A 26,147-nucleotide genomic window follows, 5' to 3' on the forward strand; every position below is an offset into this window, starting at 1 on the left:
AGACTACGCCTTCTCCAGCACATAGCTGCCCGGCGCTTCCTCGAGCGCGTTGAGCGCATCGCCACCAGGCTTGCGGGCGGGTACCCGCTTGCCGTCCTTGGCCTCGATCCAGGCCTGCCAGTGCGGCCACCAGGAGCCGGCCGCTTCCTCGGCGTCGATGAGCCAGTCTTCGTATTCGCCCTTGGCCGGGCCGCCGGTCCAATACTGGTACTTCTTCTTGTCCGGCGGGTTCACCACGCCGGCGATGTGGCCGGAGCCGGCGAGCACGAAATCGACCTTGCCGCCGAAGAACTGGCTGCCGAGGAACACCGATTTCGCCGGCGCGATATGGTCCTCGCGGGTGGCGAGATTGTAGATCGGGATCCTGACGCTCTTCAGCGACACGGCCTGGCCGTCGAGCACCATCTCGCCCTTGGTGAGCGCGTTCTTCAGATAGCAGTTGCGCAGGTAGAAGGCATGGTTGGCCGCCGCCATCCGCGTCGAATCGGCGTTCCAGAACAGGAGGTCGAAGGGCATCGGCTCCTGGCCCTTGAGGTAATTGTTGACGAAGTAGGGCCAGATGAGCTCGGAGGCGCGCAGCATGTTGAAAGCGGTCGCCATCTTCGAGCCGTCGAGATAGCCGGTCACCTTCATGTAGTTCTCAAGCCGCGTCAGCTGTTCCTCGTCGACGAACACCTTGAGGTCGCCGGCATGGGTGAAATCGACCTGGGTGGTGAACAGCGTCGCGGAGCGTATGCGCTTGTTCTTCTCCTTGGCATGCAGCGCCAGCGTCGCGGCCAGCAGCGTGCCGCCGACGCAATAACCGATGGCGTTGACGTCCTTCTCTCCGGTCGCCTTCTCGATCGTCTCGAGGGCGAAATCGATCCCTTCGCGCGCATAGGCCGCCCAATCCTTGGCCGCATGGCGCGCATCCGGGTTGACCCAGGAGATAACGAACACCGTCTGCCCCTGATCGACGCACCACTTGATGAAGCTCTTCTGCGGATTGAGGTCGAGAATGTAGAACTTGTTGATCCAGGGCGGGCAGATGAGGAGAGGGCGCTTCAGCACGGTCTCGGTCGTCGGCTCGTACTGGATGATCTGGCAGATCTCGTTCTGGGCGATCACCTTGCCCGGCGTCAGCGCCATGTCGCGGCCGACGGCGAACTTGGTCATGTCCGTCTGCCGAAGCTTCAGGTCGCCATGGCCCGCCACGATGTCCTCGGCAAGCATCTTCATGCCCCGCACCAGATTTTCACCACTGCTCGCGATCGTCTCGCGATAGAGCTGCGGATTGGTGGCGACGAAATTGGTCGGCGAGATCGCCGCCGTGATCTGCCTGACGTAGAAGTTGGCCTTCTGCCGCGTGTGCTCGTCGAGCCCCTCGGTGTCGGTGACCAGCTTTTCGGCCCAGTCCGCGGTAATGAAATAGGCCTGCTTCAGGAATTCGAAGAAGGGGTTCTTCTCCCAGTCCTGATCGGCGAAGCGCTTGTCCTTGCGATCGGGCTCCGGCTCGAGCGATTCGCCCTGCATGCGCTGCATCGAGCGCATCCACACGCCGAAAAAGCTGGTCATCAGCTTGGTCTGCGCATCGAAGGCGCGGCGCGGATCGGAGATCCAGTATTCGCTGACCTTGGAGAGCGTCTTGACCATGTCGGTGACGGGGTCGGCGGTGTTTTCGCGGATCTCGCCGCTTTCGCGCGGGCCAAGCCAGGCGGATGCCGCTTTTCCCAGGTTTTCCAAGGCACGGGCGAAGTTCAGCGCCATCGTTTCCGGGTCCTTCAGCATGTAAGGATCGAAATCCTTTGCCTCGAAGCCCGGGCCTTGGCCCTTATCGCTCTTGTCCTGGTTGCTGTCGGTCACGCGGTTCCTCCGGCGGCAGCATCTCTATCCAAATCAAGTTGTATCCGCTCGGATCAAGAAAACAAGTTCCGCAGACATGCCTTCATGCTATTGCTTTGTGCAGGCTGCGAATTTAACAAGTCGAAGCAGCTTAAGGATTTGGAACCTCTGGCATGACCAACACAGGCATTCGTACCATCGCAAACGTCACCCGCATCGCCCTCATCGGCGCCGCCGCGGCCATGGCGCTTGCCGGATGCATGCGAACGCCTGAGGAAAAGGCCGCGTTTGCCGCAAAGCAGGCGGCCCCGACCGCCGTGGTCATGAACGCCACCAAGGGCGAAGCGCCGACCGAAAGCGGTCTGTCGCACTATCGCGATGGCTATCCTGGCTTCGGCGCGCCGCTGACCGCCGCCAACGTTCAGATGAACGACGAGGAAGCCTCCGGCCTGCAGCAGAAGCTGACGGCGCTGAGCAACCGGCGCAAGGCGGGCACCATCTCGGAAGCCGAATACCAGCGCCGCGTTGCGGAATACCGCAAGCTCGCCGAAGACCACGGCCCGGAAACGCTGTCCGAAATCACCAAATAAGGCCTTGCCTTCTCTGGCGTTTGCAAGCAAAGCCTTCCGTCAGGTGCGGAAGATGAAATTTTCCTGATAAAGCGTCAGCCCCGAGGCGGTCCGTCAAAGAATCGCCGTGCGCTGGACGTCTGATGAATACGGCCTTGGCGATTCTGAAGTTCGTGTCGCAAGCAGCCGGAAGTTAGGACGAACTTCGATTTGCGGTCATGGTGGCCGCGTTTCCGTGGGGAAAGAGATGGAAGAGTTTCACAAAGTCCGGCGTTTGCCGCCTTATGTTTTCGAACAGGTCAACCGTTTGAAAGCAAGCGCGCGAGCGGGCGGAGCCGATATCATCGATCTCGGCATGGGAAACCCTGACCTGCCGACCCCCAAGGCGATCGTCGACAAGCTCTGCGAAGTGGTCCAGGACCCGCGCACGCATCGCTATTCCTCGTCCAAGGGCATTCCCGGCCTGCGCCGCGCCCAGGCCGCCTATTACGCCCGCCGCTTCGGCGTGAAGCTCAACCCGGATACGCAGGTGGTCGCCACCCTCGGCTCCAAGGAAGGCTTCGCCAACATGGCGCAGGCGATCACCGCGCCCGGCGACGTCATTCTCTGCCCGAACCCGACCTACCCGATCCACGCCTTCGGCTTCCTGATGGCGGGCGGCGTGATCCGCTCTCTGCCGGTCGAGCCGGATGACAGCTTCTTCCCGCCGCTGGAACGCGCCGTGAAGCACTCGATCCCGAAGCCGCTGGCGCTGATCGTCAACTATCCGTCGAACCCGACGGCCTATGTCGCGACGCTCGACTTCTACAAGGACGTCATCGCGTTCGCGAAGAAGCACGACATCATCGTGCTCTCCGACCTTGCCTATTCGGAAATCTACTTCGACGACAACAACCCGCCGCCATCGGTGCTGCAGGTGCCCGGCGCCATGGATGTCTGCGTCGAGTTCACCTCGATGTCGAAGACCTTCTCCATGCCCGGCTGGCGCATGGGCTTTGCCGTCGGCAACGAGCGCCTGATCGCGGCGCTGACCCGCGTGAAGTCCTACCTCGACTACGGCGCCTTCACGCCGATCCAGGTTGCCGCCACGCACGCGCTGAACGGCGACGGCTCGGATATCGCCGAAGTCCGCGGCGTCTACAAGCGCCGCCGCGACGTCATGGTCGACAGCTTCGGCAAGGCCGGCTTCGAAGTGCCGCCGCCGGCAGCGACCATGTTCGCCTGGGCGAAGATCCCGGAAAAGTTCCGCCATCTCGGCAGCCTGGAGTTCTCCAAGCTCCTGGTCGAAAAGGCCGACGTTGCCGTGGCGCCGGGGATCGGCTTCGGTGAAATGGGCGACGATTACGTGCGTCTGGCGCTCGTCGAAAACGAGCACCGTATCCGTCAGGCGGCGCGCAACATCAAGAAATTCATGTCCACCGCCGATGAGACGATGCACAATGTCGTCTCGTTGAACGCTCACCGCTGATACAATCAGTTCTTTCGGCAGCCGCTCCGGCGGCTGCCACTCATGACATATTTCAGGATCGATCCATGGCAGATGCCCTTAAAATCGGCGTTGCGGGCTTGGGTACCGTTGGTGCCTCTCTCGTTCGTATCATTCAGCAGCGCAGCGACCAGCTTGCCGCGACGTGCGGCCGGCCGATCCTGGTCACCGGCGTTTCCGCCCGCGACAAGACCAAGGACCGTGGCATTGATGTCGGCGGCATCGAATGGTTCGATACGCCCGAGGAACTCGCGACCAAGGGTGACATCGACGTGTTCGTCGAGCTCGTCGGTGGCGCCGAGGGACCGGCCAACATCGCCGTCCGCGCCGCGCTGCAGCGCGGTCTCCACGTGGTGACAGCCAACAAGGCGCTGCTCGCCTATCACGGCGTCGAGCTTGCCAGGATCGCCGAGGAGAAGGGCGCGCTGCTCAACTTCGAAGCGGCCGTCGCCGGCGGCATCCCCGTCATCAAGGCGCTGCGTGAATCGCTGACCGGCAACACGATCTCGCGCGTCTACGGCATCATGAACGGCACCTGCAACTACATCCTGACCAAGATGGAGAAGGAAGGCCTGTCGTTTTCCGATTGCCTGAAGGAAGCCCAGCGCCTCGGCTACGCCGAAGCCGATCCGGCCTTCGACATCGAGGGCAACGACACCGCCCACAAGCTCTCCATCCTGACGACGCTCGCCTTCGGCAACCAGATCGCCGTCGACGACATCTATCTCGAGGGCATCACCAACATCTCGATCGACGACATCCACGCGGCCGCCGATCTCGGCTACCGCATCAAGTTGCTCGGCGTTGCCCAGCGCACGGATACCGGCATCGAGCAGCGCGTGCACCCGACCATGGTGCCCGTCGATAGCGTCATCGCCCAGGTTGATGGCGTCACCAACGCGGTTGCGATCGAATCCGACATTCTCGGCGAGCTCCTGATGGTCGGCCCCGGCGCCGGCGGCAATGCCACGGCCTCGTCCGTGCTCGGCGATATCGCCGACATCGCCAAGAGCCGCCCGGGCGCCCAGCAGGTTCCCGTGCTCGGCCATCCGGCCAAGTCGCTCGAGCCTTACCGCAAGGCACAGATCCAGAGCCACGAGGGCGGCTATTTCATCCGCCTGACGGTGCTCGACCGCACCGGCGTCTTCGCCAGAGTCGCCACCCGCATGGCCGAAAACCACATCTCGCTCGAATCCATCGTGCAGCGCTCCAAGCAGCACCTTTCGCCCTCGCACCACCAGACGATCATCCTCGTCACCCACGCGACCACCGAGGATTCGGTGCGCAAGGCCGTCGAGGCGATCAAGACCGAGGGCTATCTGGTCGGCGAACCGCAGGTGATCCGCATCGAGCGTCCGAAGGAAGACTGAGCCTCGCACGCGTCGTGGCGACACGGCGTCACCGTACGGTGATCTATTCTGTGGGCGGCGGGGCGCAGGCGTGCTCCGCCGTCTTTCGTTTGCCGTCACGGCTCTGTAGAACGGCCTTGTAGTGGCAGTGGAGTGACATGATGGATATCCCGGCCGATCCGGTACAGCGCGCCTTTCTGGGTGTCGAGAAATCCGTTCTCGACAATCGCTGGATCTCGCGGCTGGACCAGGCCGGGCAGAACCGGGCGCTTGCTATGTCGCAGATGCACGGCCTGCCGGATCTGATCGCCCGTGTGCTTGCCGGCCGCGGCGTCACCGTCGACGAGGCGGTCGAATTCCTCGACCCGACGCTGCGCTCGCTGATGCCCGATCCCTACAAGCTGACCGATTGCGAAAAGGCCGCCAAGCGCATCGCCGATGCCATCAACACCCGCCAGCAGGTGGCGATCTTCGGCGATTACGACGTCGACGGCGCATCCTCCTCGGCGCTGATGTACCGCTTCCTCAGCCATTTCGGCGTGACATCCGAAATCTACATTCCCGACCGCGTCTTCGAAGGCTATGGCCCGAACCCGGCAGCCATGGACCAGTTGATCGACAACGGCGCCCGCCTGATCGTCACCGTCGACTGCGGCTCCACCAGCCACGAGGCGCTGGCGGCGGCGGCAAAGCGCCATGTCGACGTGGTCGTCATCGATCACCACCAGGTGACACACGACCTGCCGCAGTGCCATGCGCTCGTCAATCCCAACCGCGAGGACGATCTGTCGGGGCAGGGGCATCTTTGTGCTGCCGGCGTTGTCTTCCTCGTGCTGGTCGCGACGCTGCGGCTGCTGCGCCAGGCCGGCCATCCGAAGGCACGCAGCATCGACCTCCTGCAATGGCTCGACATCGTGGCGCTGGCGACGGTCTGCGACGTCGTTCCGCTGAAGGGCCTGAACCGCGCCTATGTCGTCAAGGGCCTGATCGCCGCCCGTCACCAAGGCAATGCCGGTCTGTCGGCGCTGTTTCGCAAGGCAGGCCTCGCCGGGCCGGTGACGCCCTATCACTTCGGCTTCCTCATCGGCCCCCGCATCAACGCCGGCGGCCGTATCAGCGACGCCGCACTCGGTAGCCGGCTATTGACGCTCGATGACACCGGCGAAGCCGAAGCCATCGCCGAGCGTCTGGACGAGCTCAATCGCGACCGCCAGGTGATGGAAGCCAACATGCTGCAGGAAGCCGAGGCTGAAGCCTACGCCGAATATGGCGACGGCAGCGGCGCGTCGGTCATCGTCACCGCGCATGAAAAATGGCATCCAGGCATCGTCGGCCTGATCGCGGCGCGGTTGAAGGAGAAGTTCAAGCGCCCTGCCTTCGCCATCGCCTTCGACCCCAATGGCAAAGGCACCGGCTCCGGCCGCTCCATCAACGGCTTCGACATGGGCAAGATGGTGCGCGCGGCGGTCGACGAGGGGCTGCTGGTCAAGGGCGGCGGCCATGCCATGGCGGCGGGCCTCACCGTCGAGCGCGACAAGCTCGGCCGGCTGCGCGGCTTCTTCGCAGAACGCGCCGAAAAGACGGTGGCGGCGCTGGTGGCCAACGAGACGCTCAAGATCGACGGCGCGATCGGCGCCAGCGGCGCGACGATCGACCTGATCGATCGCCTGGAAACGGCGGGCCCTTACGGCTCCGGCCATTCGCAGCCGATCTTCGCCATCCCCGCCCATCGCGTCCGCGATTCGAGGATCGTCGGCGAGAAGCATGTGAAGGTGACGCTCGAAGCCATGGACGGCGCCCGCCTCGACGGCATAGCTTTCCGCGCCGCCGATACGCAGCTCGGAAACCTGCTCCTGAACTCTCGCGGCGCCAACCTGCATGTGGCGGGCTCGCTCGGCGACAATCACTACCAGGGCTCGCGCCGCGTCCAGCTGCGGGTGATGGATGGCGCCATCGCGCGCTGAGCGATTCCCGTCAGAGCGGCACCGTCAGCGTCGATTTGACATTGTCCATGGCGATGAAGGTCTTGAATTTCTTCACATTGCCGCTGTCGAAGAACAGCCGCCGCGTCAGCCGCTCGTAATGGGCCATGTCGGGCACCAGCACGACCAGCACGAAATCCGCCTCTCCGGTCACGTAATAGCACTGCTGCACCTCGGGCGCCCCGGCAAAGCTTTGCTTCAGCGCATCGATCAGATCGGCACGCTCATTGTCCACTTCCACCTCGACGAAGATGGTGATCGGCTGGCCGACCTTGGCGGGATCGAGGAGTGCCGCGTTCTGCCGGATGACGCCGCTCTGCTCCATCCGCTTGATGCGCCGCTGCACGGCCGGCGCGGAAAGGTTGACCGCCTCGCCGATTACCCGCTGCGGCGTCGTGTTGTCCTCCTGCAGGATCTTCAGAATGGCGATGTCGAATTGGTCGAGACCATCGGCAGACATGGCGGCTCCACGAAACAAACTTGCAAAACAGGGGCCGTTTTGCAGCGCCTTTTTCGCGCTTCCTGCAATATATCTTTATGGACAGGAAGGATCGACATGTTTTTGAAGAACACGCACATCGATTTCGGCAAGCCGCTATCTGCAACCGATGCCGACATGCTCGGCCCCGAGGGCGCTGCCCATGCGCAAAACTATCTCAGCCACCGCGACGGCCATAAGCCGACGCCGCTGCACGCTCTGCCGGACCTTTCGCGCGCGCTCGGCGTTGCCTCCATCCACGTCAAGGATGAGGGCCACCGGCTTGGGCTTGGGAGCTTCAAGGCGCTCGGCGGCGCCTATGCCGTCGCCCGCCTCGTGCTCGACGAGGCATCGAAGCGATTGGGGCACGCGGTCGATATGGCCGAATTGCAGACGCCTGGCGTGAGAGCCGTGGCCGCCACCATGACTTTTGCCTGCGCCACGGATGGAAATCATGGCCGCTCGGTGGCGCAGGGCGCGCAGTTGGTCGGCGCCCGCTCGGTCATCTCGGTTCATTCGGGCGTCAGCGCCGAGCGCGTCGCCGCCATCGCCCGCTATGGCGCCGAGATGGTCCGCGTCGAGGGCACCTATGATGTCTCCGTGGCGGAAGCGGCCCGCGTCGCCACCGAAAACGGCTGGACGATCGTGTCGGATACCGCGTGGCCGGGCTACGAGCGTATCCCCGGCCTTGTCATGCAGGGCTACACGGCGCTGGTGCGCGAGGCGCTGCAACAGCTTCCAGAAGTGCCGACCCATGTCTTCGTGCAATGCGGCGTCGGCGGCATCGCGGCGGCGGTCGCCGCCCACCTCGCGCTTGAGCTCGGTGAGAACAGGCCCGTTTTCACTGTCGTCGATCCGGCCCGCGCCGCCTGCATGTTCGAGGCGGCCAAGGCCGGACGGCCTGTCGCCGTCGCCCATTCGGAGCCGACGGTCATGGCGATGCTCGAATGCTACGAGCCATCCCCGATCGCCTGGCGCATCCTTAGCCGGCTTGCGGATGGTTTCATGACCGTGGAGGATGCCGACGCGATCGCGGTGATGAACCGGCTGGCGCGCCCCGTTGCCGGCGATCCGGTCATCGTTTCGGGCGAAAGCGGCGGCGCGGGTCTGGCCGGGCTGATCGCCGCGCTGTCCGATCCGGAGGCCAAGGCGGCGCTCCGGCTCGATGAGACGGCGCGCGTCTTCGTCATCAACACCGAGGGTGCCACCGACCCGCAACGCTACGAGGAGCTGGTCGGGATCGCACCGGGTAAGGTCGGTCACCGTATGGAGATATCAGCGTGAGCCTCGCTTCCATCGATCGCGAGCGAATGCTCGGGCGCATTCGCGAACTGGGCGAGGTCGGGCGCGAGGAAGGCCGACTGACGCGGCTGGCCGGATCGGATGCGGACCGGGCAGGTCGCGATCTGCTGGTTTCCTGGCTGGAAGGCGCCGGGCTCGAGGTCAAAATAGACCGCATCGGCAACATCTTCGGGATATGGACGGAAGAGCCTATCGCCGACAAAGCGCCGGTGCTGCTTGGCTCGCATCTCGACACCGTGATCAACGCCGGCATCTATGACGGCTGCTACGGCGTGATCGCCGGGCTGGAGGTCATCGAAACGCTGAAACGAGCCGGTTTTGCCCCATCGCGGCCGATCGCGGTGGCGGCCTTCACCAACGAGGAAGGCGTGCGCTACGCGCCCGACATGATGGGCTCGCTGGTTCATGCCGGCGGGTTCTCTGTCGAGGCGGCGCTTGCAAGCGTTGGAACGGACGGTTCGGTGCTGGGCGAGGAGCTTTCGCGCATCGGCTATGCCGGCGATCTCGAGCCGGGCTTTCTCAGGCCGAAAGCCTATGTCGAGCTGCATATCGAGCAGGGCCCGGTGCTGGAGCGCGAGGGGCTGCGGATCGGCGCGGTCGAGACCCTGCAGGGCATCTCCTGGCAGCGCGTGACGATATCAGGTGTCGCCAACCATGCCGGCACGACGCCGATGTCGATGCGCTCGGATGCCGGCCAGGCCGCCGCCGAGGTGATGGTTTTCCTGCGGCAGCGCGCCACGACCTCCAACATTCCCGTGGTCGCCACCATCGGCTGCATGGCCTTCGAGCCGAACGCCATCAATGTCATCCCATCGCTGGCAAGCTTCACCGTCGATCTCCGCAGCCCCGACGAGCAGCGTCTGCGCGAGGAGGAGGCGGCCCTTGCCGCCTTTCTCGATGCGCTGGCATTGCGCGACGGTGTGACCGTGTCCGTCGAGCGGCTGGCGCGTTTCCAGCCGGTGACCTTCGACCAAGCTATCGTGGCGCTGGTAGAGCAGGCGGCCGACCGACGCGGCCTGTCGTCGCGCCGGATGACATCGGGTGCCGGCCACGACGCGCAGATGATTGCCCGCATCGCGCCCTCGGCGATGATCTTCGTTCCGAGCCGCGACGGCATCAGCCATAATCCGAAAGAGCATACCGATGCCGATGACCTTGTCGCCGGCGCCGACATCCTGCTTGATGTCGTCCGCGACCTCTCTGCATGATCGGGAGACGATGGAATGACCGACCTGAAAGCGCTGAACGACGAGATGACCGCATGGCGGCGCGATCTGCACGCGCATCCGGAATTCGGCTTCGAGGAGACTAGGACCGCGGCTTTCGTGGCGGACAAGCTGCGTTCGTTCGGCCTCGAGGTCGCGGAAGGGATCGGCGGCACCGGCGTTGTCGGCACGCTCAAGCGCGGCACCGGTAATCGCGCGATCGCGCTGCGCGCCGATATGGACGCACTGCGTATCACCGAGCGGGGACAAGCGGACTACCGCTCGCAAGCGCCGGGCACGATGCACGCCTGCGGCCATGACGGGCACACGGCCATGCTGCTCGGCGCCGCCAAGCTATTGGCCGAGGAGGGAGGTTTCGACGGCACCGTGCGCTTCCTGTTCCAGCCGGCGGAGGAATGGGGCAAGGGCGCGCTCGCCATGCTCGACGACGGGCTGATGCAGCGCTTCCCCTTCGACGAGATCTACGGCCTGCACAACATGCCGGGCCTGCCGATCGGGCATTTCGAGACCAGGGCAGGGCCGGTCATGTCGGCGGAGGATAATTTCGAGATCGTGCTCACCGGGCTGGGCGGCCACGCTGCCCGGCCGCAATCCGGCAACGAGGTGTTGGTCGCCGCCTGCGCGCTGGTGACCAACCTGCAGACCATCGTCTCGCGCCGGCTGAGCCCGGCCGATATCGCCGTGGTCTCCGTCACCGAACTCATCACCGACGGCACCCGCAACGCGCTGCCGGGGCTTGCCCGCATTCTCGGCGACGCCCGCAGCTTCCGCCCGGAGGTGAGCGCCGAGATCGAACGGCAGATGCGCGTCATCGCCGAGGGTACCGCGATGGCCTACAACGTGACGGCCGAAACCCGCTACACCCGCGAATTCGTGCCGCTCATCAACGACGCCACCTTGGTGGAGGAGGCGATGGCCGCCGCCCGCACTGTCCTGCAGGCTGACCAAGTCAAGGTTGCCGCCGAACCGATGACCGCGTCCGAGGATTTCGCGCGCTTCCTCGAACACGTGCCCGGCTGCTTCGTCTTCATGGGCAATGGTGAGAGCTCCGCACCGCTGCACAATCCCGATTTCGATTTCAACGACGCTGGCCTTCTGCCGGGAGCACGCTACCATGCCGCGATCATCAGGCGACGCCTGCCGATTGCCTGAGTTTCCGCCCGCATATTTCTAGTGCCTTACATTCAATCGCAATGGAGCATCGACATGGCGCATTCCCTGAACAAGTCCTCCGCGGCAACCGGCGTTTCCGGCGCCAACCAGCCGGACCTCGACACCGAGGAGGTCTGGCAGGCCCGCGCCGATCTGGCAGCCTGCTTTCGCATGGCGGCGCGCCATGGGCTCGAGGAGGGGATCTGCAATCATTTCTCGGCGCTGGTGCCCGGCTATGACGACCTCTTCATCGTCAATCCCTATGGCTATGCCTTCCGGGAGTTGACAGCCTCGAAGCTTCTGATCTGCGATTTTCACGGCAACGTCGTCTCGGGCGAGGGCGAGCCGGAGGCGACCGCCTTCTATATTCATGCCCGCATCCACGCCCGCGTTCCGCGTGCCCGCGTCGCCTTCCACACCCACATGCCCTATGCGACGGCGCTGTCGATGACCGAGGGCGAGCCGCTGATCTTCGCCGGCCAGACGGCGCTGAAATTCTACGGCCGCACCGCCTATGACCGCGACTACAACGGCCTGGCGCTGGACGAGCGAGAGGGCGACCGCATCGCCAATGCGATCGGCGACGCCGACATCGTCTTCATGAAGCATCACGGCGTCATGGTGCTGGCGCCGAACATCGCCGAAGCCTGGGACGATCTTTATTATCTCGAGCGCGCCTGCCAGGTGCAGACGCTGGCGCTCTCCACCGGCCGCCAGGTCCTGCCCGTCGCCCCCGATATCGCCGAAGCCGCCTACCGCCAGATGCGCGAGGGCGACCCGGAATCCGCACGGCTGCATCTGGAGGCGATCAAGCGCATGCTCGACGCAGAGGAGCCGCAATATCGCGATTGAGGGTGGGAGAGCGCGCGCGTCCGCAGGGGGCGCGTCCGGTGCGAGACGGCGATGCCTAGCCGTGATGGCACCGGCATAATTCGGTTCAGGGCCACTCAAGGTTCTGAAGGAGGCGCCCGGTTCGACCCAGCACGATAACTGGTATCACCGGCAGGTGACTGATCTGAACGGAAAAGATTGGTATTGAGCTAGTCCTGTCGCTAACGCTGCCGTTCAGGCTCTGAAGCCTAGATTTAACGTGCAGATTTACCGTTACGTACTTCCAATTTGCGTCGGTAGAGGCCCTGCTTCCATGCGGAAGTGTTGGAACCTATCGGAGAAGCGAAATGACCTCCTCAGACGGCAATGGCATCAGCAGATCGGATTTCCTTCGTGGCATGGCATCGGCTGGTTTGGCCGTTACTCTTGTCGGCCAATCCACCCAGGCACGCTCGCAAGACGCGCCTCCCATTCCCAAGAGCGGCGTCGCAGCGAAGCCAGCCACCAAAGCGACTCTTGAATACAACGCGCTTTATCGAAGGATGCGCATCGCGGCCTGCTGGCGGCACTGCCCGATCCGGCAATCATCAAGAACGCTGAAGGCACGCCCGTCTGGGACCTCAGCGTCTATAACTTCCTTGGCAACTCCGAGGCAGACGACGCACCCGATACGGTGAACCCCAGCCTGTGGCGCATGGCCAAGCTCAACATGGTTCATGGTCTTTTCGAAGTGGTAGATGGTATCTATCAGGCCCGTGGCTACGACCTTTCGGTGATGAGCATTATCCGTACCGACACAGGCTATATCGTTATCGATCCGCTGGTCAGCTCCGAAACGGCGAGGGCCGTCTGGAAGGAACTCGTCATCCCGAAGCTCGGCGACAAGCCGATCGTCGCTGTCATCTACACCCACAGCCACGTCGACCACTATGGCGGTGTTCGCGGTCTCGTCAATCAGGCGGATATCGATGCCGGCAAGGTCAAGATCCTTGCGCCTGAGGAATTCACCAAGGCTGCGGTCGGCGAAAACATCATCGCCGGAAACGCGATGAGCCGCCGTGCCAGCTACATGTACGGCAATCTTCTGCCGCGTGGTCCACAGGGCCAGGTCGATGGCGGCCTCGGTAAGACGACCTCAACCGGCGAAATCGGCCTGGCGCTGCCGACCGATTGGGCAACCGAGACCGGCCAGAAGATCACCATCGACGGCGTCGAACTGCAGGTGCTGATGGCGCCGGAGTCGGAAGCGCCGTCGGAATTCATGTTCTACATCCCCAGATACAAAGCCTTCTGCGCTGCCGAGGACGCCTGCCACACGCTGCACAATCTCTATACGCTGCGTGGCGCCAAGGTTCGCGACGGCCTGCTGTGGTCGAAATATCTCCAGCAGTCGATCGACATGTTCGGCGACGAGACCGAGGTCCTCTTCACCTCTCACCATTGGCCGACATGGGGCAACGACCGCGTCATCGCCCACCTCAAGAGCCAGCGCGACATGTTCCGCTTCATCCATGACCAGGTCATGCGCATGGCCAATAGCGGCATGACGCCCAAGGAAATCGGCGAAGTTATCCGGCTCCCTCAGGCTTTGGCGACGACATGGGCGTGCCGCAGCTACTACGGCACGGTCTATCACGACGCGGTAGCCCAATATAACCTTCGCCTCGGCTTCTTCGACGGTGTACCGGCCACGCTGCATCAGCTTCCGCCGACGGAAGCCGGCAAGCGCTACGTGGATTTCATGGGCGGTGCCGACAACGTCCTGCGGCAGGCCCAGGTTTCGTTCGAACAGGGCGATTATCGCTGGGTTGCCGAAGTCGTGAATCACGTCGTGTTTGCCGATGGCAACAATATCGCTGCCAAGCAGCTTCTGGCCGATACCTACGAGCAATTGGGGTATCAGGCGGAATCCGGACCGTGGCGCAACTTCTACCTGACGGGCGCGAGTGAACTCCGTCAGGGCGTGACTGAACTTCCGGTTCCGAACACGGCGAGCCCGGACACCATCAAGGCAATGCCGATCGATATGTTCTTCGACTTCCTCGGCGTGCGTCTCAACGGCGACCGCGCCGCGGGCAAGTCGATCGAGATCAACATGGAGCTAACCGACACCAAGGAGAAGTACGTCGTCGGGGTCGAGAATTCGGCTATCCATTACTCGAAGGACAAGACAGCGCCGAGCGCCGACGTCTCGATCTCAACCACCAGAGAGGCGCTTAACGATGTCATGCTTGGAACATCGACGATGGAAAAGCAGGTCGTTGAAGGCAAGGCCAAGCTGACGGGTGATCCCAAGAAGCTGTCGGAGTTCGTCGGCTTGCTCGACAACTTCGAGTTCTGGTTCCCGATCGTCACGGCGTGATCTGGCAGGAGGCCCGCAATGTGCACCATTTGCTCCTTGACGATCGAGTTTGCGGTCGAGCATCCGCAATCATTGGCGGTTGCGGTCGCGACACGACAGGCGATCGACATCGGCCTCCTTCCCGAACCGGATCCAACGATGCAAATCGACATGGCACGATCGCGTCACGACGCGGTCGTGCAGCTCACCAGCATGCAGCAGCGCCTCGAACAGGTTCTATCGACCTCGCGGCTAATGGAGTTGCCTAATTTCTATGTCCTGATGATCGAAAGCAGGACTTGGGGGTACTTCCAGCCGACGCTCGGCGGCTTTGACGTCAAAGCAAACCCGTTGGCCCCGCGATTGGAACCTGATGAAAATGGCATCAGTGACAACGTTGTCGTCATGTCGCAGGCTGGAGCAGCCGAGATCACAACCGGGCGGCTGCCTTTCACATCAGCGATGATGAAAGGGCTTGCGATCGTGGACGCGCCGGGTGCTGCCGAGAGCATAATTCGTTCAGCATTCATCTCATCTTACCCTGTCGGAACCTTTAGTACCCTCGTCTGCACGGAGGTGGCTTAGGGTAATTCCATGATGTGATCGCGTTCGTATCCGAGGACAGCCGCTGCGAAGCGTTGTTCACCCGCTTCCGTTCATGGAGATGTAATATCACCAGAAATCCTCGGTAGCTGCACGTAAACACCGGCACCTTTGGAACCGGAGTTCCGTCATTTCGAAGAGCCGACTTTAGACCCCATTGAAATGCACCATTATCTAAGGAAAATTTAGGCTGCCCCGGCTTAGCCCGAAGAAGATCATTAAGTCTCTGATTGTAAAGAAAAAACGATGGCACGCCCTAGGGGAGTCGAACCCCTCTTCCCAGAATGAAAATCTGGTGTCCTAACCGATAGACGAAGGGCGCTTCCTTCGTGGTGGCGCCCTTATAATCAGGCACTTGGATTCCCGCAAGCGGCAAAACGCATAAAAATGGCGATGCGCTGATCTTTTCCCTATCCGTTTGATAGTTAATGGCTATTTTCAGCGTTTGGCGATGCGTCGATCCTGTTGGGGCCGTGGAGTGCGGCCTCTTTTCAAGCGCGGACTTCGAACACCATGTTGAACGGCGTTTCGGTGGCGCGGTGGAAATGCTTGAAACCGGCGTCGAGCGCCACCTTGCGCAATCTCGTTTCGCCGGCCTGCGCGCCGAGCGCCAGTCCGACCTCCTGCGACATGGAGGCTGGCGTGCAGATCATCGTCGAGGCGCCGTAATAGACGCGGCCGACAGGGTTGAGATTGTCCTTGAGGTGATCATGCGCGAAGGGCTCGACGATCATCCAGGTACCGCCGGGCGCAAGCGTTTCCTTCACATGCTTTCCCGCGCCGACGGGATCGCCCATGTCGTGCAGGCAATCGAACATGGCGACGAGATCGTAGCGGCCGGCCGGGAAGCTTGCGGCTGACGCCTGCTCGAAGCTGACGCGGTCGGAAACGCCGGCCTCCTTGGCCGCCATCCGGGCGCGTTCGATCGACGGCATGTGATAGTCGTAGCCGACGAAGCGAGAGGCGGGATAGGCCTGCGCCATCAGGATGGTCGAGCTGCCATGGCCACAGCCGACATCAGCCACCTTGGCGCCCGCCTTCAGCTTGTCCTCGACGCCATCGAGCGCAGGTATCCACTCGGTGACAAGGCTGTTGTTGTAGCCGGTCCGGAAGAAGCGTTCGGTGCCGCGAAACAGGCAGTTGCTGTGCTCGTGCCATCCCAGCCCCTTGCCGGTGCGGAAGGCATCGGCCACCTTCGGCTCGTCCGTCCACATCGCCTGCACCAGCTGGAACGCGCCGGTGAAGAAGGCGGGGCTGTCCTCGTCGGCGAAGACGAGCGCCTGCTCCGGTGTCAGCCGGAAGCGGTCGGTCTTTTCGTCATAGGTGAGGTAATCGGCGGCGGCGAGCGCCGACAGCCATTCGCGCAGATAGCGTTCCTTGACCGCCGTCTTTTTCGACAGCTCGGCCGCGGTTACGGGCTCGCCGTCGCTCATCGCCTTGAACAGTCCGACGTCGTCGCCGAGCACCACCAGGGAGCCGGATACGGCGGCGCCGATATCGCCGACCAGCCGGCCGACGAGGGCATCCACTTTTTGCATGTCGGGTTGGCGCATGTCATCCTCCATAAAAATGCAGGGAAGAACCAGCGGCGCGACTATACACCCGCTCACGGCCGCGTGAAAGGATGACGCGGGACGAGGGCGCCCGGCCATGCGGCATTCCGGGTGTCACGCAATATTCGCGCAACCATCGAAAAAGCCGCGTTGACAACAAAATGCGCCGGGATAAGAGTGGCTTAGCCTGCATATAAGGCTTTGGAGGAATGACCATGATCAAGCATCTGACAATTCTTGCCTCTGTTTCCCTGCTCGGCGCGCTCGCCTTCGCCACACCGTCCTCGGCGCTCTCGATGAAAGAGTGCAGCGCCAAGTACAAGTCGGCGCAGGCGGATGGTTCCGCCAAGGACATCAAGTGGAACGACTTCCGCAAGGCGCAGTGCGGCCCGGATGCGACCGCCGAACCTGACGTTACGATGGCGACCGGCGCAGAGCCCGAGAAGCCGACGATGGACGCTCCCAAGGGCGTGACCTTCCCAACGGCGATTTCTCCCAAATACGCCAAGGAAACCCCCGGCAAGGGCCGCATGCACACCTGCGTCGATTCCTACCACACCAACAAGGACGCCAACACGCTGAACGGCCTGAAGTGGATCCAGAAGGGCGGCGGCTTCTACAGCCTCTGCAATGCCAAGCTGAAGGGCTGATTTCGGATTAGCCGAACGTCCCCGGGACGGCATCCGCCGTCCCGCCTGGCTGCTACGGCGAGGCGGGAAGGGCTTCGTTGCAACGGCTTTCCGGCGCTAGCCCCCTCTCGGCCGTCATGCTCGGTCTTGTGCCGAGCATCTGCCGGTCTCTCCATTTGCTCGACGGGAATGGACACTTGGCACCCGGCGGCCTCATTCATCGCCTTTGCTTCGTTCGCTCGGTTTGAGTAGCGCCGTTGCATTCCCGGCGGCGTGCTTAGATCCTCGGCACGTTGGCCGAGGATGACGCCGAGAGTGAGGAGGCGCCTTCGTTCCCAGGTTCCCACCGGGCATAGAAAAACCCGCCGCGGCTTTCGCCCGGCGGGTTTTCATTGAGCGGTCCTGTCGCAGTCCTAGTGCAGGATCTGGCTGAGGAAGAGCTTGGTGCGCTCGTGCTGCGGGTTGTCGAAGAACTCGGCGGGCGAGTTCTGTTCGACGATCTGGCCCTGGTCCATGAAGATGACGCGGTTGGCGACCTGGCGGGCGAAGCCCATTTCGTGGGTCACGCACAGCATCGTCATACCTTCTTCGGCGAGACCGACCATGGTGTCTAGCACTTCCTTGATCATTTCAGGGTCGAGTGCCGAGGTCGGCTCGTCGAACAGCATGATCTTCGGGTTCATGCACAGCGAGCGGGCGATTGCCACGCGCTGCTGCTGACCACCGGAGAGCTGGCCCGGATACTTGTTGGCCTGCTCGGGGATCTTGACGCGCTTGAGGAAGTGCATGGCGATTTCTTCGGCCTGCTTCTTCGGCATCTTGCGCACCCAGATCGGCGCCAGCGTGCAGTTTTCCAGGATCGTCAGGTGCGGGAAGAGGTTGAAGTGCTGGAAGACCATGCCGACTTCGCGGCGCACTTCGTCGATCTTCTTCAGGTCGTTGGTCAGTTCCGTGCCATCGACGATGATCTGGCCCTTCTGGTGTTCTTCCAGGCGGTTGATACAACGGATCATCGTCGACTTGCCGGAACCCGAAGGGCCGGCGATGACGATGCGCTCGCCGCGCATGACCTTCAGGTTGATGTCGCGCAGCACGTGGAAATCACCGTACCACTTGTTCATGCCGATGATCTCGATGGCAACATCGGTTGCCGACACGGTCATCTTTTTGGGTTGGGCTTCAGCCATGATTTTTCCCCTTGCTCTTATCGTTTGTGGCCAGTGTCGAGGTGGCGTTCCATGAAGTTTGAATAGCGTGACATGCCGAAGCAGAAAAGCCAGAAAACGAAGCCCGCGAAGATCAGGCCGGTCAAAGGCGTCACGGCACTTGCCCAGTTGGCGTCCGAGAAGTTCAGGCGCACGATGTTCAACAGGTCGAACATGCCGATGATCGACACCAGCGACGTATCCTTGAACGTGCCGATGAAGGTGTTGACGATGCTGGGGATAACCAGCTTGATCGCCTGCGGCATGATCACCAGCCGGGTCTTTTGCCAATAGCCGAGGCCGAGCGAATCCGCACCCTCGAACTGACCCTTCGGAATGGCCTGCAGACCGCCGCGGATGACTTCGGCCATATAGGCCGAGGTGAAGATCGACACCCCGATCAGCGCGCGCAGCAGCTTGTCGATGGTCCAGCCGGTCGGCAGGAACAGCGGCAGCATGACGCTTGCCATGAAGAGGACGGTGATCAGCGGCACGCCGCGGACGATTTCGATGAAGGCCACGCAGACCATGCGGATGACCGGCATCTTCGATCGCCGCCCGAGCGCGAGCAGGATGCCGCAGGGGAAGGAGACCGCGATGCTGACGAAGGACAGGATCAGCGTCACCATCAGGCCGCCCCAGAGCGACGTTTCGACGACCTCAAGACCGAAGCCGCCGTAAAGCAGCCAGAAGGACACGACCGGCAGCACGAGGAACAGCAGGATGGCGTTCAAGCCCTTGCGCGGCACTGACGGGATCAGCATCGGCACCAGCAGTGCCACGAACAGGATGCCGACGATGGTCGGGCGCCAGCGGTCGCTGATCGGATAGCGGCCGAAGATGAACTGGTCGTACTTGGCCTGCACGAAGGCCCAGCAGGCGCCGCTCCAGCCCTCGGGCTGAACGCCGCCCTGCACGGTCGTTGCGCAGAAGGTGCGGTCGGGACCGGACCAGACGGCCTGAATGAACAGCCAGTTGACGATGTGCGGCACCGCCCAGAGGATGAGCGCCAGCGCAAGCACCGTCAGCACGACGTCTTTCGGCGTCGCCAGAAGGTTCTTGCGGACCCAGGCGGTGACGCCCTTTTCTCCCGCCGGAGCGGGTTCTGGCGACAGCATGGTGGTTCTGACGAAAGAGTTCTTGGATACGGACATCGTATTATCTCTCCACCAGGGCCATCTTGGCGTTGAACCAGTTCATGAACAGCGAGGTGAGGATGCTCAGTCCAAGGTAGATGATACCCCAGATGCAGACAATCTCGATCGCCTGACCGCTCTGGTTCATGATGGTGCCGCCGACCGCGACGAGGTCCGAGAAGCCGATGGCGATGGCCAGCGACGAGTTCTTGGTGAGGTTCAGATACTGGCTCGTCAGCGGCGGAATGATGATGCGCATGGCCTGCGGCACGACGACGAGGCGCGTGACGCTGGAGGGATGCAGACCAAGCGCGCCGGCCGCTTCCGACTGGCCCTTCGGCACGCCCCGGATACCGCCGCGAACGATCTCCGCGATGAAGGATGCGGTGTAGAAGGACAGCGCCAGGAACAGCGACATGAACTCAGGCCCGACGACCGAGCCGCCGGTGAGGTTGAACTTGCCGGCAACGGGAATGTCGAAGGACATCGGCAGTCCCGATGCCAGGAAGGCCACGACGGGCAGGCCGACGATGAGCCCGATCGACACCCAGATGGTGTGGAACGGCTTGCCGGTGGCCGCCTGCCGCTTGTGCGCCCAGCGCGCCATGAAGATGACGGCGATGATCGCGATCACGAAGGCAGCCAGCACCGCGAGCATGCCGCTCTCGAAGATCGGGCGAGGGAAGGCCAGGCCGCGATTGTTGAGGAACATGCTGAACGGCAGATGCAGTGATTCACGCGGCTGCGGCAGAACGGCGAGGACGCCGGAATACCAGAAGAAGATGACGAGCAGCGGCGGGATATTGCGGAACACCTCGACATAGATCTGGCACAGCTTGGCGATCAGCCAGTTGTGCGACAGGCGCCCGATGCCGACGATGAAGCCGATGATGGTCGCCGTGATGATGCCGGTGATTGCCACCAGCATGGTGTTGAGGATGCCGACGACAAGCGCGCGTCCGTAGGTCGAATCGCTGGTGTAGGAGATCAGCGACTGGCCGATTTCGAAGCCGGCGCGGCCGCGCAGGAAGCCGAAGCCCGAGGCCGTGTTGCTGCGTGCGAGGTTGGCCGCGGTGTTGTGCGCGATCCACCAGACGAGGCCGACGAGTGCGACGACGGTGAGAACCTGGAAGAAGATGCCCCGATATTTCGGGTCGTTGAGTACGGACCGGTAGTTCCAGCCGTTTTCGGATATGGGTGTGGTGTGAGCCGCCTCTTGCTGCGCCATGCCGAGCCTTTCCCCTGTGTGCCCCTTTTAGGGCTTTTCTTTTTTGGAAGACGGAAAGGCGGCTTGGCCGCCTTTCCGGGCTTTCATAAGGGGCCGATTAGCGGACCGGAGGTGCGTACTGGATGCCGCCCTTGTTCCACAGCGCGTTCAGGCCGCGAGCGATCTTCAGCGGGCTGCCCTGGCCGATGTTGCGCTCGAAGATTTCGCCGTAGTTGCCGACGCCCTTGATGACGTTTGCAGCCCAGTCGTTGGTGAGACCGAGATCGGTGCCGATCTTGGTGTCAGCCTCGGAGCCGAGGAAGCGCTTGATGTCTGGGTTCGGCGAGTTCTTCATCTCGTCGACGTTGGCCTGGGTGATGCCGAACTCTTCAGCATTGATCAGCGCGTAAGCCGTCCAGGAAACGATGTCGAACCACTGGTCGTCGCCCTGGCGAACGGCCGGGCCGAGCGGCTCCTTGGAGATGATCTCAGGCAGGATCATGTGCTCGTCGGGGTTCTTCAGCGTCAGACGCAGCGAGTAGAGGCCGGACTGGTCGGTGGTGTAGACGTCGCAACGGCCCGAATCATAGGCTGCGTTGACTTCCTCGAGCTTTTCGAAAACCACCGGATTGTACTGCAGGTTGTTGGCCTTGAAGTAGTCGGCGAGGTTGAGCTCGGTCGTGGTGCCGGACTGTACGCAGATGGCCGCGCCCGAAAGCTCGAGAGCCGACTTCACGTTCAGGCTCTTGCGAACCATGAAGCCCTGGCCATCATAATAGGTGACCGGGCGGAAGTTGAAGCCGAGAGCGGTGTCGCGGTTGATGGTCCACGTCGTGTTACGCGACAGGACGTCGATTTCGCCGGACTGCAGCGCCGTGAAGCGCTCCTTGGCGTTGGTCGGCGTGTACTTCACCTTGGTCGGATCGCCGAAGACGGCGGATGCAACGGCCTTGCAGAAATCGACGTCGAAACCGGCCCAGTTGCCGGAAGCGTCAGGTGCCGCGAAACCGGTCAGACCGGTGTTGACGCCGCACTGAACGAACCCTTTTGCTTTTACGTCCCCGAGCGTCGTCGCCGAAGCTGCCGAAGCGCCAAGTGCGAAGACTGCTGCGCCAATGGCGACCGACAGAAGCTTAATCTTCATTTTTCCCAACCTTTTTCCGTTATCTTTTGTTTATTGTGGGAGCGCCGGCAGAAGCATGCAGACCCCCCAAAAGACCCGACACCCTCCCGGCGCGAGTTGGTCTATCACAGTCGGAAATGTCACCACGGTCAAGTCTCGCGCCACAAGATTGCGTGATATTTCGGCAATTTGCTAAGCGCGGCTCACAAAATGAGCAATTGATTACCCAAAAGGCAGTGTTTGGCGAAAAAAATCGCGTAAACTTACTGATATATCTGGATAATTGCCGTACCGTCCGGTTCTCTTGGTCGACTTTACGTTACGTGAGCGGGGTTGACCACGCCTCGGGAGAGGTCCAAGACTTCGGCAAAGTGCGTTCATTCCAAAGGCTTAATTAGACATGACAGATAGAGACGGCCTGCTTCAAAACGCCGGCATCAATACCCGCCTTTCGCATATCGGCAATGACCCTTCCGACTATCATGGCTTCGTCAATCCGCCCGTCGTGCACGCGTCCACGGTGCTGTTTCCGAACGCCAAGGCGATGGATCAGCGGGCGCAGAAATACACCTACGGAACACGCGGAACGCCGACCACCGATGCTCTTTGCGAAGCGATAGACGCGCTTGAGGGATCGGCCGGAACGATCCTGGTTCCGTCGGGTCTCGCCGCCGTCACCGTGCCGTTCCTGGCTTTCTTGTCGTCGGGCGATCATGCGCTGGTGGTCGATTCGGTCTATGGCCCGACCCGCCACTTCTGCGACGCGATGCTGAAGCGCCTCGGCGTTTCCGTCGAATATTACGATCCGGCGATCGGCGTCGGCATCGAAACGCTGATCAAGCCGAACACGAAGCTGGTGCACACCGAGGCGCCGGGGTCCAACACCTTCGAGATGCAGGATATCCCGGCCATTGCCGCGATCGCCCACAAGCATGGCGCGGTGGTGACGATGGACAATACCTGGGCGACACCTGTCTATTTCCGCCCGCTCGATTACGGCGTCGACATCTCGATCCATGCGGCGACGAAATATCCGTCGGGCCATTCCGATATTCTGATGGGCACGGTGTCGGCCAATGCCAAGCATTGGGAGCAGCTGCACGAGGCCAACATCACGCTCGGCATCTGCGGCGCTCCTGACGATGCCTACCAGATCCTGCGTGGCCTGCGCACCATGGGCGTGCGCCTCGAGCGTCACTACGAAAGCGCGCTCACCATTGCCAAATGGCTGGAAGGCCACGAAGACGTGGCCGCCGTGCTGCATCCGGCGCTGCCGAGCTTCCCGGGCCACGATCTCTGGAAGCGTGACTTCAAGGGCGCCAGCGGCATCTTCTCCTTCGTGCTGAAGGCAGATGGCCCGGCCGCCTTCAAACCGAAGGCGCATGCCTTCCTCGATGCGCTGAGGATCTTCGGTCTCGGCTGGTCCTGGGGTGGCTTCGAGAGCCTGGCGGTCCACGTCAACCTGAACGACCGCCGCGTCACCAGGGCGCCGACCGAGGGTCCGGTGATCCGCCTGCAGATCGGTCTGGAGGACGTCGCCGATATCAAGCTCGATATCGAGCGCGGCTTCGCTGCCGCCAAGACGGCCTGATCAGCGGCGCTGTCAGTCCATCGCGCGATAAGCGTAGATCCAGTCAAGATCCGCCGCGAGACTTTGCGGCGGCTTCAGCGAGAGAACGATATCACGCCCGATCCGGAATGGACCGCGGGCGTGATAGACGAACTGGTTGAACGCGCCGCGTTGGCGCAGCCTGTTCACGCGCGGCACGCGATGGGCTTCGAAGAGCGGCAGCGCTTCGGAAACAGGGCGCTTGGCCAGGAACGACGCCAGCTCGTAGGCGTCTTCGATCGCCATCGCGGCGCCTTGTGCGGCAAACGGCATCATCGCATGCGCCGCATCACCGATCAGCACCGTATCGCGGTCGTTCTGCCACTTGCCGCGCGTCGCCTCGTAAAGCGGCCAGAAGGTCATCTCACCGGATTTTTCGAATAGTGTCAGCAACGCCGGGTTCCAGCGCGAGAAGCGGGCGAGCAACTGTTGGCGCTGCGCCTGCGTTGGCTGCGCCAGCCACTCGCGCGCGGCTGCGTGGCCAGTGGTGATCGCCACCATGTTGAAGCAGTCGGTCTCGCGCAGCGGGTAGGCCACCAGATGCGCCAATGGCCCGAGAAAGGCTGAAACGCTCTCGCGGTTGAGAATGCCCCGCGCATCCGCCGCCGATACGGTGAAGCGATAGGCGATGTTGCCGGAAAAGCGCGAGGAGGGGCTGTCGGCGACAAGGTCGCGCGTCTTAGACCAGACGCCATCGGCGCCGATGATCACGCCGCCGGCGCGGGTGATCGCGGCGATGTCGCCGCTTTCGATGCGCGAGCCGAGATGAAGCGTGCAGAGCGGATTGTCTTTGACGGCCGTAAGCAGTGCGCCTTGCAGGCTGGTGCGATGCAGCACCCCGTAGGGTGCTTCCCAGCGAGCGCGGGCGGCGGGGCCCGACGGCACGGCGGCCAACTCATGTAGGGTAGTGCCGGAGATCAGGCGAATGTTGTTCGGCTCGAGCCAGATCGGCGTCAACAGGTCGAGAACACCGAGCTTGTCGAGGATGCGCGATGCATTGGGCGATATCTGCAGCCCGGCGCCCACCTCGGTCAGCTCAGGCGCCTGTTCGAAGATCTCGGAGCGAATGCCATGCCTGGCGAGTGCCAGCGCCGCCGTCAGACCAGCGACGCCCGCTCCGATAATAGCGGCATGTTCGACCGACATGGTCGATCCAATCTGTGTTTCGGTGAATTAAGCGACGTGTGACTTAGGCGACCTGGAAGTGGAAGACGCAACCGGCCGGGTTCGTCTGGGTGGCCTTCAGTGCGCCGTTGAAGCGGTAGAGGGTCGAGCAGTAGGAACAGACCTTCTCGTTCTCGTCGCCCATGTCGATGAAAATATGCGGGTGGTCGTAGGGAACGGAGGCGCCGGTGCACATGAATTCCTTCACGCCGACTTCGATGACACGGTGTCCGCCGTCGTTCTGGAAGTGAGGGATATTGTGACCGGCCATGAGGGATCTCCGAATGCCTTTGAAAACGTGCGCACCTTATAGTGCGTCGCCGGAAATGTGTCGAGCCAAAGGAGAGGCGCGCCCGATAGTTTTTGGAGGCGCGTTTGGGCGTGCTTTTTGATTGGGGCAGGGGTTCCCGTCAGCGGCCCGATAAAATATGGTCCCGGCAAAACAGGACTGCCCCGATGAACTTGAATACGCCTGCCTTTTCGACCTTCGTGCACGACGGCCTCAACCTTTCCTATTTCGACGATGGAAATCCCGAGGGACCGCCGGTACTGCTCATCCACGGCTTCGCCTCCACCGCCAGCGTCAATTGGGTCTACCCGGGCTGGCTGAAGACGCTGGGCGAGGCCGGATACCGGGTGATCGCGATGGACAATAGAGGCCACGGCGCAAGCGATAAACCGCATGATTCCGAAGCCTATCGCCCGTGGATCATGGCGGCTGATTCCATCGCATTGCTCGATCATCTCGGCATCCCGGAAGCCAACCTCATCGGCTATTCGATGGGCGCCCGCATCTCGGTCTTCGCGGCGCTCAGCAGGCCCGATCGCGTCCGCTCGCTGGTACTTGGCGGCCTCGGCATCGGCATGACCGATGGTGTCGGCGATTGGGACCCGATCGCAGACGCGCTTCTCGCACCGTCGATTGATGGCGTCACCCATGCCCGCGGCCGCATGTTCCGCGCCTTCGCCGAGCAGACGAAGAGCGACCGCCAGGCGCTCGCCGCCTGCATCAGGGGCTCGCGCGATCTGGTCGAACGCAGCGACATGGCAAAGATCGAGGCGCCGACGCTGGTCGCCGTCGGAACCAAGGACGATATCGCCGGTTCCCCGCAGGAACTGGCGGCGCTGATGCCGGATGCCCGCGCGCTCGATATCCCCGGCCGCGACCACATGCTTGCCGTCGGCGACAAGGTTTTCAAGGCGGCCGTTCTCGACTTTTATGCGGAACTCTCCGATCGGTGACATCAGGGGCGGGCGCGCAAGGGCGATCGTTCACCAAAATGCGGAAATAGCGAAAAGCTGTTTCCGCCGCCCCATTTATATCAGCCGGATTTTGCCCTATATAGGGTGACACTCAAGCGCCAGTGGCGTGGCCGGATCG

At 62.5% G+C, this 26,147-nt stretch carries 22 protein-coding genes and 1 tRNA gene; 13 read left to right on the top strand and 10 right to left on the bottom strand.

Annotated elements, in window-relative coordinates:
- Nucleotides 1-3: 3 nt before the first annotated feature.
- Nucleotides 4-1,842: a PHA/PHB synthase family protein gene (locus J5286_RS10625; RefSeq protein ID WP_209190328.1), complete on the bottom strand. Its 1,839-nt coding sequence runs from the start codon at nt 1,840-1,842 to the stop codon at nt 4-6.
- 152 nt (nt 1,843-1,994) lie between these two features.
- Between J5286_RS10625 and J5286_RS10630 the strand changes: the two genes are divergently transcribed.
- From J5286_RS10630 to recJ, 4 genes are all read left to right on the top strand, one after another.
- The gene (locus J5286_RS10630) at nt 1,995-2,411 is read left to right on the top strand and encodes a hypothetical protein (RefSeq protein ID WP_047512040.1); all 417 of its coding nucleotides are present in this window, start codon (nt 1,995-1,997) and stop codon (nt 2,409-2,411) included.
- 226 nt (nt 2,412-2,637) lie between these two features.
- The gene (locus J5286_RS10635; protein WP_018900041.1) at nt 2,638-3,858 is read left to right on the top strand and encodes an LL-diaminopimelate aminotransferase; all 1,221 of its coding nucleotides are present in this window, start codon (nt 2,638-2,640) and stop codon (nt 3,856-3,858) included.
- 65 nt (nt 3,859-3,923) lie between these two features.
- Complete coding sequence (locus tag J5286_RS10640) at nt 3,924-5,246, top strand: homoserine dehydrogenase (protein ID WP_209190329.1); 1,323 nt, start codon at nt 3,924-3,926, stop codon at nt 5,244-5,246.
- Between the two features lie 140 nt (nt 5,247-5,386).
- Nucleotides 5,387-7,189, top strand: coding sequence for a single-stranded-DNA-specific exonuclease RecJ (gene recJ / locus J5286_RS10645; RefSeq protein ID WP_449089386.1), 1,803 nt, complete (start codon nt 5,387-5,389; stop codon nt 7,187-7,189).
- A 10-nt stretch (nt 7,190-7,199) separates the two neighbouring features.
- Here the strand turns inward: recJ and J5286_RS10650 are convergent, their stop codons facing one another.
- Complete coding sequence (locus J5286_RS10650) at nt 7,200-7,667, bottom strand: Lrp/AsnC family transcriptional regulator (RefSeq protein WP_112945712.1); 468 nt, start codon at nt 7,665-7,667, stop codon at nt 7,200-7,202.
- Between the two features lie 96 nt (nt 7,668-7,763).
- Here J5286_RS10650 and J5286_RS10655 point away from each other — a divergent pair, with 96 nt between their 5' ends.
- The 6 genes from J5286_RS10655 to J5286_RS10680 all read left to right on the top strand — a co-directional run bounded on the left by J5286_RS10655 (nt 7,764) and on the right by J5286_RS10680 (nt 15,122).
- Complete coding sequence (locus tag J5286_RS10655; protein ID WP_209190331.1) at nt 7,764-8,969, top strand: diaminopropionate ammonia-lyase; 1,206 nt, start codon at nt 7,764-7,766, stop codon at nt 8,967-8,969.
- Nucleotides 8,966-10,195, top strand: coding sequence for a Zn-dependent hydrolase (locus tag J5286_RS10660; RefSeq protein ID WP_209190332.1), 1,230 nt, complete (start codon nt 8,966-8,968; stop codon nt 10,193-10,195). Before J5286_RS10655 ends, J5286_RS10660 begins: the two co-directional genes overlap by 4 nt.
- Nucleotides 10,196-10,210: 15 nt before the next feature.
- A complete protein-coding gene (locus tag J5286_RS10665) occupies nt 10,211-11,365 on the top strand; it encodes a M20 aminoacylase family protein (RefSeq protein ID WP_209190333.1) in 1,155 nt (384 codons plus the stop codon).
- A gap of 54 nt (nt 11,366-11,419) precedes the next feature.
- On the top strand, nt 11,420-12,217 hold the full coding sequence (locus tag J5286_RS10670; protein WP_209190334.1) for an aldolase: 798 nt from the start codon (nt 11,420-11,422) through the stop codon (nt 12,215-12,217).
- Between the two features lie 652 nt (nt 12,218-12,869).
- Complete coding sequence (locus J5286_RS10675; RefSeq protein WP_348529254.1) at nt 12,870-14,558, top strand: alkyl/aryl-sulfatase; 1,689 nt, start codon at nt 12,870-12,872, stop codon at nt 14,556-14,558.
- Between the two features lie 18 nt (nt 14,559-14,576).
- On the top strand, nt 14,577-15,122 hold the full coding sequence (locus J5286_RS10680) for a hypothetical protein (protein WP_209190335.1): 546 nt from the start codon (nt 14,577-14,579) through the stop codon (nt 15,120-15,122).
- A 265-nt stretch (nt 15,123-15,387) separates the two neighbouring features.
- Here J5286_RS10680 and J5286_RS10685 read toward each other — a convergent pair.
- Both J5286_RS10685 and J5286_RS10690 read right to left on the bottom strand, forming a co-directional pair.
- Nucleotides 15,388-15,462, bottom strand: a tRNA-Glu gene (locus J5286_RS10685).
- Nucleotides 15,463-15,631: 169 nt separating this feature from the next.
- Nucleotides 15,632-16,693, bottom strand: coding sequence for a class I SAM-dependent methyltransferase (locus J5286_RS10690; RefSeq protein ID WP_209190336.1), 1,062 nt, complete (start codon nt 16,691-16,693; stop codon nt 15,632-15,634).
- A gap of 215 nt (nt 16,694-16,908) precedes the next feature.
- On the opposite strand from J5286_RS10690, the gene J5286_RS10695 reads away from it, so the two are divergent.
- On the top strand, nt 16,909-17,343 hold the full coding sequence (locus J5286_RS10695; RefSeq protein WP_112433923.1) for a hypothetical protein: 435 nt from the start codon (nt 16,909-16,911) through the stop codon (nt 17,341-17,343).
- A 392-nt stretch (nt 17,344-17,735) separates the two neighbouring features.
- On the opposite strand, the gene J5286_RS10700 is transcribed toward J5286_RS10695, so the two are convergent.
- From J5286_RS10700 to J5286_RS10715, 4 genes are all read right to left on the bottom strand, one after another.
- Nucleotides 17,736-18,509 carry an amino acid ABC transporter ATP-binding protein gene (locus tag J5286_RS10700; protein ID WP_018900031.1) on the bottom strand — a complete coding sequence of 258 codons (774 nt, stop codon included), beginning with the start codon at nt 18,507-18,509 and terminating at the stop codon, nt 17,736-17,738.
- Nucleotides 18,510-18,526: 17 nt separating this feature from the next.
- Entirely contained in the window at nt 18,527-19,681 is a 1,155-nt protein-coding gene (locus J5286_RS10705; RefSeq protein ID WP_111561391.1) for an amino acid ABC transporter permease, read from the bottom strand.
- Nucleotides 19,682-19,685: 4 nt separating this feature from the next.
- On the bottom strand, nt 19,686-20,891 hold the full coding sequence (locus tag J5286_RS10710) for an amino acid ABC transporter permease (RefSeq protein ID WP_209190337.1): 1,206 nt from the start codon (nt 20,889-20,891) through the stop codon (nt 19,686-19,688).
- A 97-nt stretch (nt 20,892-20,988) separates the two neighbouring features.
- Nucleotides 20,989-22,014 carry an amino acid ABC transporter substrate-binding protein gene (locus tag J5286_RS10715; protein ID WP_111561393.1) on the bottom strand — a complete coding sequence of 342 codons (1,026 nt, stop codon included), beginning with the start codon at nt 22,012-22,014 and terminating at the stop codon, nt 20,989-20,991.
- A 379-nt stretch (nt 22,015-22,393) separates the two neighbouring features.
- On the opposite strand from J5286_RS10715, the gene J5286_RS10720 reads away from it, so the two are divergent.
- Complete coding sequence (locus tag J5286_RS10720; RefSeq protein ID WP_209190338.1) at nt 22,394-23,584, top strand: cystathionine beta-lyase; 1,191 nt, start codon at nt 22,394-22,396, stop codon at nt 23,582-23,584.
- A 12-nt stretch (nt 23,585-23,596) separates the two neighbouring features.
- On the opposite strand, the gene J5286_RS10725 is transcribed toward J5286_RS10720, so the two are convergent.
- Both J5286_RS10725 and J5286_RS10730 read right to left on the bottom strand, forming a co-directional pair.
- Nucleotides 23,597-24,748 carry an FAD-dependent monooxygenase gene (locus tag J5286_RS10725; RefSeq protein WP_209190339.1) on the bottom strand — a complete coding sequence of 384 codons (1,152 nt, stop codon included), beginning with the start codon at nt 24,746-24,748 and terminating at the stop codon, nt 23,597-23,599.
- A 43-nt stretch (nt 24,749-24,791) separates the two neighbouring features.
- Entirely contained in the window at nt 24,792-25,037 is a 246-nt protein-coding gene (locus J5286_RS10730) for a zinc-finger domain-containing protein (protein WP_018900025.1), read from the bottom strand.
- 185 nt (nt 25,038-25,222) lie between these two features.
- Here J5286_RS10730 and J5286_RS10735 point away from each other — a divergent pair, with 185 nt between their 5' ends.
- Nucleotides 25,223-26,008 (top strand): alpha/beta fold hydrolase, encoded by a 786-nt coding sequence (locus J5286_RS10735; RefSeq protein WP_209190340.1) that lies wholly within the window; start codon nt 25,223-25,225, stop codon nt 26,006-26,008.
- Nucleotides 26,009-26,147: the final 139 nt, after the last annotated feature.

Source organism: Rhizobium sp. 16-488-2b (assembly GCF_017741815.1).
In the GTDB taxonomy this organism is placed as follows: domain Bacteria; phylum Pseudomonadota; class Alphaproteobacteria; order Rhizobiales; family Rhizobiaceae; genus Rhizobium.